11 protein-coding genes are annotated in these 11,227 nt (G+C 66.4%); 9 read left to right on the forward strand and 2 right to left on the reverse strand.

The features are described 5' to 3' along the window. Positions 1–285: 285 nt before the first annotated feature. The 9 genes from HUK82_RS11370 (at position 286) to HUK82_RS11410 (ending at position 8,248) form a co-directional block, all read left to right on the forward strand. Positions 286–1,578: a DUF445 domain-containing protein gene (locus tag HUK82_RS11370; RefSeq protein WP_176614069.1), complete on the forward strand. Its 1,293-nt coding sequence runs from the start codon at positions 286–288 to the stop codon at positions 1,576–1,578. Between the two features lie 173 nt (positions 1,579–1,751). Then, on the forward strand, positions 1,752–2,207 hold the full coding sequence (locus HUK82_RS11375) for an SUF system Fe-S cluster assembly regulator (protein ID WP_176614070.1): 456 nt from the start codon (positions 1,752–1,754) through the stop codon (positions 2,205–2,207). A gap of 14 nt (positions 2,208–2,221) precedes the next feature. Continuing rightward, positions 2,222–3,712 (forward strand): Fe-S cluster assembly protein SufB, encoded by a 1,491-nt coding sequence (gene sufB, locus HUK82_RS11380; RefSeq protein ID WP_176614071.1) that lies wholly within the window; start codon positions 2,222–2,224, stop codon positions 3,710–3,712. Between the two features lie 15 nt (positions 3,713–3,727). Further along, entirely contained in the window at positions 3,728–4,501 is a 774-nt protein-coding gene (gene sufC / locus HUK82_RS11385; RefSeq protein WP_176614072.1) for a Fe-S cluster assembly ATPase SufC, read from the forward strand. Then, entirely contained in the window at positions 4,498–5,760 is a 1,263-nt protein-coding gene (sufD, locus tag HUK82_RS11390; RefSeq protein ID WP_176614073.1) for a Fe-S cluster assembly protein SufD, read from the forward strand. The genes sufC and sufD overlap by 4 nt, the downstream gene beginning before the upstream one ends. After that, positions 5,760–7,001: a cysteine desulfurase gene (locus HUK82_RS11395; protein WP_176614074.1), complete on the forward strand. Its 1,242-nt coding sequence runs from the start codon at positions 5,760–5,762 to the stop codon at positions 6,999–7,001. The genes sufD and HUK82_RS11395 overlap by 1 nt, the downstream gene beginning before the upstream one ends. Before the next feature lies 1 nt (position 7,002). Then, on the forward strand, positions 7,003–7,437 hold the full coding sequence (locus tag HUK82_RS11400; protein WP_176614075.1) for an iron-sulfur cluster assembly scaffold protein: 435 nt from the start codon (positions 7,003–7,005) through the stop codon (positions 7,435–7,437). Further along, positions 7,430–7,864 carry an SUF system Fe-S cluster assembly protein gene (locus HUK82_RS11405; RefSeq protein ID WP_176614076.1) on the forward strand — a complete coding sequence of 145 codons (435 nt, stop codon included), beginning with the start codon at positions 7,430–7,432 and terminating at the stop codon, positions 7,862–7,864. Before HUK82_RS11400 ends, HUK82_RS11405 begins: the two co-directional genes overlap by 8 nt. Before the next feature lie 12 nt (positions 7,865–7,876). Then, complete coding sequence (locus tag HUK82_RS11410; RefSeq protein ID WP_176614077.1) at positions 7,877–8,248, forward strand: HesB/IscA family protein; 372 nt, start codon at positions 7,877–7,879, stop codon at positions 8,246–8,248. 6 nt (positions 8,249–8,254) lie between these two features. Here HUK82_RS11410 and HUK82_RS11415 read toward each other — a convergent pair whose 3' ends face one another. Both HUK82_RS11415 and HUK82_RS11420 read right to left on the reverse strand, forming a co-directional pair. Continuing rightward, entirely contained in the window at positions 8,255–9,535 is a 1,281-nt protein-coding gene (locus tag HUK82_RS11415) for a class I SAM-dependent RNA methyltransferase (RefSeq protein WP_218061574.1), read from the reverse strand. Positions 9,536–9,600: 65 nt separating this feature from the next. Continuing rightward, positions 9,601–11,223 (reverse strand): DEAD/DEAH box helicase, encoded by a 1,623-nt coding sequence (locus HUK82_RS11420; RefSeq protein WP_394367495.1) that lies wholly within the window; start codon positions 11,221–11,223, stop codon positions 9,601–9,603. Positions 11,224–11,227: the final 4 nt, after the last annotated feature.

Raw genomic sequence — 11,227 nt, forward strand, 5'->3', positions numbered from 1 at the left:
CAGCAGCGGCCCGGCGCCGGCGGCCGGCGTGGCACCCGCGAGGGCCGTGCGCACGTCGTCGATCAGGGCGAGGGCTGAGGGGCTGGTGGCGTCATCCATCGGTGTCGGTCTTCTGTCCTGCGCGCGATCTGTCAGAGTGCCGCGTCGTTCTGTCGTGTGTGGGGCGTGAAACCTGTGCGCCGAGCGTCCCATGTCTGCTGCCGTCATGCAACCGACGGCAAAGCCCGAGGCATGCGCGACCAGGCCGGGCTTGGGAAGCGCGCCGGGCGATGGTAACCAGAGCCGATGAAGGTCGAGAACGAGCACGATCGCGCCGCGCAGCACACGCTCCGGCGATACAAGCGGGTGGCGACCGGGCTTCTGGTCGGCATGGGTGCCGTGACGGTGGCCGGCTACGCCCTGCCGGCGATGGGGTGGGTGTCGCCCTCTCTGGCTGTCAGAACGCTGCGGGCCGGTGCGAAAGCGGGTGTTGTCGGCGGACTGGCGGACTGGTTCGCGGTCACGGCCCTGTTTCGTCGTCCGCTGGGGCTGCCGATCCCGCACACCGCGATCCTGCCGGCGCAGAAGGACCGGCTGGGCCGCGCGCTCGGCCGCTTCGTCTCGGGTCAGTTCTTTACGGAGCAGGATATCGGGCGCGCGCTGCGCGGCATTGATGTGCCCGCGGTTCTGGGAGATATGCTGGCCCGGCCTGAAACCGCGGCGACGCTGAGCCGCGCGCTCGCGCGTGCCCTGCCGACCGTGCTCGACCGTATGGAGGACGGGCGCGCGGGAGTGGCCATTGGACGGGCGCTGCCGGTGGTCATGGGCGGGGCGGACGTGGCGCCGCTTCTGGCACGTGTCCTGCGCTCCATGGTCGAGGGCGACTGCCATCAGGAGGTGCTGTCGTTCCTGCTCGACCAGTTCAAGGAAGCCCTCAAGGCACGTGAGGCCTCCCTGCGCGTGATGATCGAGGAGCGTGTGCGTGAACAGGGCGGCCGCATTCTGGGGTGGGCGATCGGCGGGTCGGTGGCGACGCGGGTGCTGGGCGCGGTCAATCAGGAGCTCGAACGTGTCGACCCGCGGGATTCCGACATCCGCGAGGGGTTCTCGCGCTGGGTCCGGGCGGAGATCGACCGGATCGAGACAGACCCGGAGCGCCGTGCCGAGATCAGCGGGGCGATCGGCGGTATCTTCACGCATGACACCATGCGCGCGTGGGGCAACGATTTGTGGGGCCGTCTGCGCGCTATGATCGAGGCCGACATCACTGAACCCGACGGCTGGTGCGCCTCGATCGTGACGGACAGTCTGGCCCGCATGGCCGAGCAGATCACGCATGATCCCGTGACCCGCCAGCGTGTGACCGATGGTGCCGCGTCGATGGCGCTGCGTGCGCTGCCATCGGCGCGTGAAAAACTGGCCGAGTTCATGGCGTCCGTGGTGGCCCGCTGGGACGGGCGGGATCTGGCCGACCGGCTTGAGCTGCGTGTGGGATCGGACCTGCAATATGTTCGGATGAACGGCACGCTGGTCGGTTTTGTGGTCGGCGCGGTGCTGTTCTTGCTGTTGAACGGGCTGTTCGGCGTGGACGCGGGCTGAGGGCAGATCGGCGGCTGGCGCAGGGCAGGGATGTGGTCGGGCGGGGTTTGCGGGCACATGTGCTCAAAAAGCGCAGTTCGGACTTGACGGGGCGTCGCGGCGGACGCATGTGGTCACAAACAGGACCAAACTTGTCCGCATTGATGGCGCGGCGAGAGATGGAAAGCCGGGGAATGCTCAAACTGTCCAAACTGGCCGATTACGCGGTCGTCATTCTGGTTCGGCTCGGACAACAGGATGGGGTCATGGCGTCGGGCATGCTGTCGCAGGTGACGGGTGTGCGCGAACCCACTGTCGCGAAGATCCTCAAGATACTGGCGGCGCGCGGGATCGTGCAGTCGCAGCGCGGGGCGCGGGGTGGCTACCACTTGGCGCGTCCTCTGGGCGACATTTCCGTCGCGCGTGTGATTTCGGCGATGGACGGGCCGATCAAGCTGACTGGCTGCGTGGACGGCCACGATTGCGAGGCCAGCACGTTGTGCGGCCTGTGCGGCAACTGGGATCCCGTCAACCTGGCGATCCGCGAGGCACTGGACCGCATCTCGCTGGCGGATATGGCCCGGAACGGGCATCCCGCCTCGGGCCGCGCCTGTTCTGAGCCCGCTCCCCTGCCGACGCCGGCGCTTTAGGAAAGAGACCTCACATGCCAGCCGTGACAGAGACACGCGAAGCCGTCGAGACGTTGGGTCAGTCGACCTACAAATGGGGCTTCGAGACTGATATCGACATGGAGTTCGCGCCCAAGGGCCTGAACGAGGATACCATCCGTCTGATTTCGGCCCGCAAGGAAGAGCCGTCGTGGCTTCTGGAGTGGCGTCTGAAGGCCTATCGCGCCTGGCTGGAAATGCCCGAGCCCCAGTGGGCGAAGGTGTCGCATCCGCCGATCGACTATCAGGATGCGTATTACTATGCCGCGCCGAAGAAGAAGGACGGGCCCAAGTCACTGGACGAGGTCGATCCCGAGCTTCTGCGTACTTATGAAAAGCTGGGTATTCCGCTGCATGAGCAGGCGATTCTGGCGGGTGTCGAAGTGCCGGAAGGGGAGGAGGCACGTCTGCCCATAGCCGTCGATGCGGTGTTCGACAGCGTGTCGGTCGTGACCACGTTCCGCAAGACTTTGGCCGAAGCCGGCGTGATCTTCTGCTCGATTTCCGAAGCGGTGCGGGAGCACCCCGATCTGGTGCGGCGTTATCTGGGCTCGGTCGTGCCGGCGGCCGATAATTTCTACGCCGCGCTGAATTCGGCAGTGTTCACGGACGGGTCGTTTGTCTATGTGCCGGCGGGCGTTCGCTGCCCGATGGAACTGTCGACCTATTTCCGCATCAATGCGAAGAATACGGGCCAGTTCGAGCGCACGTTGATCGTGGTCGAGGACCGGGCCAGCGTGTCCTACCTCGAAGGCTGCACGGCGCCGATGCGCGACGAGAACCAGCTGCATGCGGCGGTCGTCGAACTGGTTGCCATGGAGGATGCGTCGATCAAGTATTCGACGGTGCAGAACTGGTATCCCGGTGATGCGGACGGTCGGGGCGGGATCTACAACTTCGTCACCAAGCGCGGGGCCTGCCGGGGCGCGCGGGCCAAGATTTCCTGGACGCAGGTCGAGACGGGCTCGGCGATCACGTGGAAATATCCGTCCTGCATTCTACAGGGCGAAGGCTCGGTCGGTGAATTCTACTCGGTCGCTGTGACGAACAACCGCCAGCAGGCGGACACGGGCACGAAGATGATCCATATCGGGCGCAACACGCGGTCGACCATCATTGCCAAGACCATCAGCGCCGGTCACTCGGACAGCACGTATCGCGGTCTGGTGCGGATGATGCCCAAGGCATCCGGCGCGCGTAATTTCACCCAGTGCGACAGCCTGCTGATCGGCGACCAGTGTGGCGCGCACACGGTGCCATATATCGAGAACCGCAACATGTCCGCCCGTGTCGAACACGAGGCGACGACATCGAAGATTTCAGAAGATCAGCTTTTTTACTGCCGCAGCCGTGGTCTGTCGGAAGAGGATTCGGTTGGTCTGATCGTCAATGGATTCTGCAAGGACGTTCTGAAGGAACTGCCGATGGAATTCGCGGTCGAGGCGCAAAAGCTGCTGCAGATCAGCCTTGAAGGCAGCGTGGGTTAAGGAGAGATAGGTCACATGAGTTCCGAATTTCTGAAAATCTCCGGCCTGTGCGCCCGTATCGACGACAACGGGACCGAAAAGCCGATCCTGCGCGGCGTCGATCTGGTCATTCCGCCCGGCGAAGTGCATGCGATCATGGGGCCGAACGGGTCGGGAAAGTCGACGCTGTCCTACGTTCTGGCCGGGCGCGAGGATTACGACGTCACTGACGGATCCGTCACGTTTCGCGATCAGGACCTTCTGGCGCTTGAGCCCGAGGAGCGCGCGGCTCTGGGCGTGTTCCTGGCGTTCCAGGCCCCTGTCGAACTGCCGGGCGTGAACAACGCGAACTTCCTGCGCACCGCGGTGAACGCGGTGCGGCGCGCACGCGGCGAGAGTGAGCTGGACGCGGTCACGTTCCTCAAGGACGTGCGCAAGGAGATCAAGCATCTCTCGATCCATGACGACATGCTCAAGCGCAATGTGAATGTCGGCTTCTCGGGTGGTGAGAAGAAGCGGAACGAGGTGCTGCAGATGCGCATGCTGCGCCCGTCCCTGGCCATTCTCGACGAGACGGACAGCGGACTGGACATCGACGCGCTGCGCATCGTGGCCGAAGGCGTGAACAGCCTGCGTGGCCCGGACTTTTCCGCGCTGGTCATCACCCATCACCAGCGCCTGCTGGACCATCTGGTGCCGGACCGGATTCACGTCATGGCGCGCGGCCGCATCATCCACAGTGGTGGTCCTGAAATCGCGCGCCAGCTCGAAGCCGAAGGCTACGCACAGTTTCTGGCGGAGGCAGCGTGACCACGGTGGCGACACACGCGGCGGGCATCGACGCGTTTATCGCGCGTGGGACCGCCCTGACCGGTGCCCAGGGCGACCGCGAGGCCGCCAGTGGCCATCTGCGCGCGCAGGGACTGCCGACGCGTCGTCTGGAGGCGTGGCACTTCACGTCGCTGGCGCCGCTGGCCGATGTCGCGTTTTCCGCGGGAGCGCAGGCGTCTGCGCGTGCCGCCACCCTTTTGCAGGGGTGTGGGATCGACGCTCTGGCGGTGATGAACCGTGTCGTCTTCGTGAACGGTCGGTTCGATGCCGGTCTGTCACGTCTGCCGGATGGCGTCGGCCTGTCGTTCTTCGCCGATGAGCCCGCGTTTGGCGCGATCGCGCGGCCGGAGCGCGATGCGGCGACGATGCTCAACACCATTCTGGCCGAGGACGGTGCGCGGATCGACGTGGCGGCCGATGTCGACGCGGGGACGATTGCGATCGTCAGCGTCGGTGTCGCGACCGACACGCCGGTGTCGTTTCACCCGCGCCATCGGATCGTGCTGCAGCGTGGCGCGCGTCTGGCACTGTTCGAGTATGCGCTGGGCGAGGGCGAGTATCTGCACAATCCGGTCGCGGAAATCGTGGTGTCTGCCGACGCCGTTCTGACGCACGTCAAGTTCCAGGATGAGGCGCCGGGCGCGCGGCACATCACGTGCGCCTATGTCGATGTCGCCGAGCGCGGCGAGTACGACAGCTTCACCCTGACGGTCGGCGGCTCGCTTGCCCGCCACGAGGTTCATGTGGGCCTGCTGGGTGGGGCCGCTGCCGCGCATGTGAACGCGGCGCAGCTTCTGGACGGTGCGCAGCATGCCGACCTGACGTCGGTCATCACGCATGGCGCGCCGGGCTGCGTCTCGCGGCAGACGGTCAAGAACGTGTTGTCCGGGCGCGCGCATGGCGTGTTCCAGGGCAAGATCTATGTCGATCGGGTGGCGCAGAAGACCGACGGCTATCAGATGAATCAGGCGCTGTTGCTGTCGGACGGCGCGCAGATCGATGCCAAGCCGGAGCTGGAAATCTACGCGGACGACGTGAAGTGCAGCCATGGCGCGACGGTTGGCGCGCTGGATGATGAACAGTTGTTCTATCTGCGCAGCCGCGGAATACCGGACGCCGAAGCCCGCGCCATACTCGTGCGGGCCTTTCTGCTCGACGCGGTCGAATTGGTGCGTGAGCCGACGTTGCGTGGCATTCTGGACGATGCAGTGGAGCGTCACTGGCGCAAGGGGGCGTGATGGACGATCTGATGGCTCCTGTGCGGGTCGATCTGTCGGCGCGGCGCGGGGATTTTCCGATCTTGTCGGAAAAGGTGCACGGACGCGATCTGGTGTTTCTCGACAGCGCGGCGTCCGCACAGAAGCCGCTGCCCGTGATCGACGCCATGGCCGACGCCATGCGACACCAGTACGCGAACATCCATCGTGGCCTGCACTGGATGAGCGAACGTACGACGGATGCCTATGAGGCTGTCCGGTCCCAGGTGGCCGCGCTGCTGAACGCGCCATCGCAGGACGAAATCGTCTTCACGCACAACAGCACTGAGGCCATCAATCTGGTCGCGCACAGCTTCGGCGCCTTGTTGAAGCCCGGGCAGGCGGTCGTGATCTCCGAGATGGAGCATCACGCCAATCTCGTGCCGTGGCAGATGCTGCGCGATCGGGCGGGAATCGAACTGCGGATCGCGCCGATCACGGACGCGGGCGACCTCGATTTCGACGGTCTCGCCCGGGTGTTGTCCGACGGACAGGTCGGGCTTGTCGCGATCACGCATATGTCGAACGTGCTGGGAACGGTTGTGGATGCGCGTCGGGTCGCCGACATGGCCCATGCGGCCGGTGCGAGGGTCCTGTTCGACGGCAGCCAGTCCATCGTTCACCGTGCGATCGACGTGGTGGCGCTCGATGCCGACTTCTTCGTGTTCACCGGCCACAAGCTATATGGTCCAAGTGGTGTCGGTGTGCTGTGGGGGCGCATGGCGCTGCTGGACGCCATGCCGCCGTTCATGGGCGGCGGCGACATGATTTCCAGCGTGTCGTTCGAGCAGGCGACGTGGGCACGCGTCCCGCACAAGTTCGAGGCGGGAACGCCGGCGATCCTGGAGGTCATCGGTCTCGGTGCCGCCATTTCCTACGTCGAGTCCATCGGCTACGACGCGATCGCGCGGCATGAGGCCGATCTGGTGGCCCATGCGTTGCGGCGGTTGCCCGAGGTCCCCGGTCTGGAGATCGTAGGGGCCCCGGTCGAGCGCGGGGGCGTGATATCGTTCACGATGGCCGATGTTCATCCGCATGACATCGCGACCCTGCTGGATCGCTCTGGCGTGGCGGTGCGCGCGGGCCACCATTGTGCCGAACCCCTGATGCGTCGGCTGGGCCTGACGGCGACGGCGCGCGCGAGCTTCGCTTTGTATACGACACGGGCCGAGATCGACGTTCTGGTCGACAGCCTGACACGCATTCGAACATTGTTCGTGTGACATGAACGACCTCGGCCACGATCTTTATCATCAGACGCTGATGGCCCGCAGCCGGGCGCCGCGTTTCGCGGGGGTGGCTGACGCGGCGACGGGTGTTGGCGAGGGGCGCAACCCGATGTGTGGGGATCGCGTCCGGGTCTCGTTGCGCTGTGTGGAGGGGCGCCTCACGGAGGTGCGCCACGAGACGCGCGGGTGTGCGATCTGTCAGGCCAGTGCCGACCTGATGGCCGAGGCTTTGTCGGGCGCGGCCCGCGACGATGTCGCGGCTCTGACATCCGAGTTTGAAGAGGTGGTGACGGTGGAGGGTGCGACGACCGTGCGGTTCATGATGTTTCGGCCGCTGGTCCGCCAGAAATCCCGCAGGCGCTGCGCGACCCTGCCATGGAGCGCGCTGGCCGAGGCCCTTGCGGAACAGGGAGTGAAAACAGATGGTTGATGTGAGCAGCCAGACGGCGCAGTCCAGCGGCTTTCCCGTCTTCGCAACTGAGGGGGACGGCCCGTCAGCCGTTGCCACCGGCACCCGCTGGACGCCGGATGGCGAGGAAGCCGTGACCCCCGGGATCGCTGACGAAGACAAGGTGATCGAGGCGATCGCCACGGTGTTCGACCCCGAGATACCGGTCAACATCTACGAACTCGGGCTGATCTATGCGATCGACCTGCACGAGGACGGGCGGGTGAAGATCGAGATGACCCTGACGGCGCCCAACTGTCCCAGCGCGCAGGAATTGCCCGAGCAGGTGCGCGACGCGGTGGCATCGGTCGAGAAGGTCCGCGGAGTCGAGGTGGACATCGTGTGGGATCCGCCGTGGGACATGTCGCGGATGAGTGACGACGCGCGTCTTGCGCTCAACATGTTCTGAGGAGGCTCGACCATGAGCACAACGGCACAGGCGACAGCCCGTCCCACGCGGGCATTACCGCCCCTGATGACCCTGACCGAGCGCGCGGCGGAGCGACTGGCGGCGTTGTATGCGGGCGGCGAGGCAGGGCGCCTTCTGCGCGTCGCCGTGTCGACCAAGGGATGTTCGGGCATGGGCTACGACATGACCTTCGTCGAGGCCGCCGGTCCCAATGACGAGGTGGTCACTGACCGCGGCATCACGCTGCTGGTCGATCGCAAGGCGACGCTGTTCCTGATCGGGACGACGATGGATTACGTGGTCAAGGACCTTGAGTCGGGGTTCACCTTCGTCAATCCGAACGAAAAAGGCCGTTGCGGGTGTGGCGAGAGCTTCCACGTCTGACGGGTGTTACCGCCGGCGGGCGCGCTTCGCCGGCGGCGCGGTGAACAGGGCGATCGCTTCCACCTCGGCCGACCAGACGAACTGGTCGATGATGGTCAGCGCCGCAAGGCTGTAGCCGGCCGCCTTGAGCAGGGCGGCGTCCTTGGTCAGGGCCTGCGGGTTGCAACTGACATAAACCACCCGTTGTGGCGCGCCAGAGGCGATCTCGCGCATCTGCGCGCCGGCACCCATCCGGGGTGGGTCGAGCACCACGACCGGTTTGGCCGCCAGTTCCCGCGCCATGAGTGGCTGGCGGTTCAGGTCGCGCTGCAGGACCGAGATGCGCAGACCGCCAGCCGCCTGCTTCAGGCAGGTGGCTGCGTCCGGGTTGCCCTCGACGGCCAGAACTCGCCCGCGTTCGGCAAGACCGAACGTCAGGGTTCCGCATCCCGCATACAGTTCGATGATCTCGTCGCGGGCTGCCAGACGGGGTGGCAGCATTGCCAGAACGGCGTCGCGGATTGCGGCTTCGCTGTCGGCCGTGGCCTGGAGGAAAGCGCCGGGCGGCGGCACGACGGCATGTCCGGCCAGCCTGTGCCGCACCGGGGCGATCTGGGCGGCGATCTCGGCGGGCTCGCGCTGATCGACGGGCGCCCATGCGATCCTTGGAATGTCGTGCGCGCGGGCAAATGCCGCGAGCAGCGCGCGATCGTCCACCGTCAGCGCACCGTCGGTCCGCACCAGAATGTCCGGACCGGAGTCGAGAAGATTGACGACGACGTCCCCGTCACGGCGCAGGCCACGCACGCGGATCATCAGGTCGTGCAGCGGCGTCAGCAGCCGGTCCAGCGCGGGTGCCAGCACAAGGCAGTGCCGCACATCCAGCAGATCGCCTCCGCGCGCATGAAAGCCGAGCGTCAGACCCTGCGTCGTCCGCCGCACACCGATATCCATGCGCCGTCGCGCGCCGGCAGGAGCCTGCGACAGGCTCACCTCGCAGGTCTCCGCGAAGCCCGCCTGCGCGAGCGCCTGCCGCACTGTGGCGGCTTTCCAGTTCAGCGCCGCCGGCAGGGCCAGATGCTGGACCGCGCACCCGCCGCAGCGCGCGAAGAGCGGGCAGGGCGGCGTGACACGCTCAGGTGACGCCGACTCGACGGCCAGCAGCGTCGCGCGTCTGGGCGCCATGTGCAGGTCGTCGAGGCGCGCGAGAACGGTCTCGCCCGGGAGAGCCCCCGGAACAACGGTCAGGCAGCCATCCCGGTCGTACGCAAGACCATCGCCGCCACGCCCCAGCACATCGACCGTCAACGTCGTAGCAGAGGTTTCCGGCGTGGTCGTGGTCGTGGCGTGGGCGGAGGGGAGGGAGGGGGAAATCAGCCGTGTTCGCCGTGATGTGCCGCCGCCTCACGCGGGGTGGTGCGATGGGGCAGTAGCATGAAGGCCGGAACATCGGCTCCGAATCCGGTAAACGCAGCACCCTGATCCTCGACAGGTCGTGGCGCGGGACGGCGCTCGCGCGGGGGCCGGCTCTGGCTCTCGGACGGTGCGCGGGGCGTGCTCTCCACGGACGGAGCCTCGGCTGGACGCGTCGCGGCAGGTGCGGCGTCGCGTGTCTCTTCCCGTCGATCGTCCCCGCGGCCGCGACCCTTTCGGGCACCTTTCCGGTCCTTGTCCCGGCCGCCGTGGCGTGGACGCGGCTCCTCGGAGAATGGAACGGCTTCGACCCCCTCGACGGTGATGGGCTCGATAGGCCTGCCGATCAGCGTCTGGATCGCGTCGACGAGAGTGCGCTCGTACGGCGTCGCGAGGGAGTAGGCGTGGCCGGTGCGGCCAGCGCGGCCGGTGCGCCCGATACGATGGACATAGTCCTCTGCATGGAACGGCACGTCGAAGTTGAACACATGGGACAGGCCGCCGATGTCGATTCCACGGGCCGCGACGTCCGAGCAGACCAGGATCTTCAGTTCACCGGCCTTGAATTTTTCCAGCGTCTGGAAACGGATGGACTGCGGCAGGTCGCCATGCAACGCGCCGGCCGAGAAACCGTGCTTGGTCAACGACTTGTACAGCATGTCGACGTCGCGCTTGCGGTTGCAGAAGACAATCGCGTTCTGCACGTCCTGCGCACGCAGGAGTTTGCGCAGCGCGCGCCGCTTGTCGTCCTCGTTCACCACCAGAAGCCCGGTTTCGATCGTGGTCGCGACCGACGACGGGCGGGAGACCGTGACTTCCTTGGGGGAGCGCATGAAGGTATCGGCCAGACGGCGGATCTCCGGCGCCATGGTGGCGGAGAACAGCAGGGTCTGGCGCATGGGCGACAGCAACGACACGATCCGCTCGATATCGGGGATGAATCCCATGTCGAGCATCCGGTCCGCCTCGTCGATGACAAGGACGCGGGTCTGCGTCAGCAGGAGGCCGCCGCGCTCGAACAGGTCCAGCAGGCGACCGGGTGTTGCGATCAGAACATCGACGCCGCGGTTCAGCGCCTCTTTCTGCTCGGCCATGCTTTCGCCGCCGATCAGCAGGGCGTGCGTCAGGCGCAGATGCTTCCCGTAGAGGACGAAATTCTCCGCGACCTGCAACGCCAGCTCGCGCGTGGGCTCCAGGATCAGGGACCGTGGCATGCGGGCACGGGCGCGTGAGCCGTGGAGGATCTCGAGCATCGGCAGGGTGAAGGACGCGGTCTTGCCGGTCCCGGTCTGCGCCACACCCAGCACGTCCTGCCCGGCCAGCACATACGGGATGGCCATCGCCTGGATCGGAGTGGGGTGCGTGTACCCCATCTCGTCGATCGCGCGCTGGAGGGGGGCGCACAGACCGAGATCAGAGAACAGTGGCAGTGCCGGCTCGGCGGGGGCGTCGGTTCCCTCCTGCGCGCCGTCGGCGGCGACGGTCTCCGGCACCACGTCGGGTGCGGGCGTCGGTTCGTCCGCCGTCACGACCAGCGATTCGCCGGCCAACGCGCCGGCGACATGGGCCGGGTGGGTCTCGATGACG

Source organism: Ameyamaea chiangmaiensis, from assembly GCF_013376175.1.
Classification (GTDB): domain Bacteria; phylum Pseudomonadota; class Alphaproteobacteria; order Acetobacterales; family Acetobacteraceae; genus Ameyamaea; species Ameyamaea chiangmaiensis.

Excerpts from the sequence above, each read along its gene's own strand:
- HUK82_RS11370 (WP_176614069.1), top strand. The coding sequence starts at position 286 with ATGAAGGTCGAGAACGAGCACGATCGCGCCGCGCAGCACACGCTCCGG.
- HUK82_RS11375 (WP_176614070.1), top strand. The coding sequence starts at position 1,752 with ATGCTCAAACTGTCCAAACTGGCCGATTACGCGGTCGTCATTCTGGTT.
- sufB (WP_176614071.1), top strand. The coding sequence starts at position 2,222 with ATGCCAGCCGTGACAGAGACACGCGAAGCCGTCGAGACGTTGGGTCAG.
- sufC (WP_176614072.1), top strand. The coding sequence starts at position 3,728 with ATGAGTTCCGAATTTCTGAAAATCTCCGGCCTGTGCGCCCGTATCGAC.
- HUK82_RS11395 (WP_176614074.1), top strand. The coding sequence starts at position 5,760 with ATGGACGATCTGATGGCTCCTGTGCGGGTCGATCTGTCGGCGCGGCGC.
- HUK82_RS11400 (WP_176614075.1), top strand. The coding sequence starts at position 7,003 with ATGAACGACCTCGGCCACGATCTTTATCATCAGACGCTGATGGCCCGC.
- HUK82_RS11405 (WP_176614076.1), top strand. The coding sequence starts at position 7,430 with ATGGTTGATGTGAGCAGCCAGACGGCGCAGTCCAGCGGCTTTCCCGTC.
- HUK82_RS11410 (WP_176614077.1), top strand. The coding sequence starts at position 7,877 with ATGAGCACAACGGCACAGGCGACAGCCCGTCCCACGCGGGCATTACCG.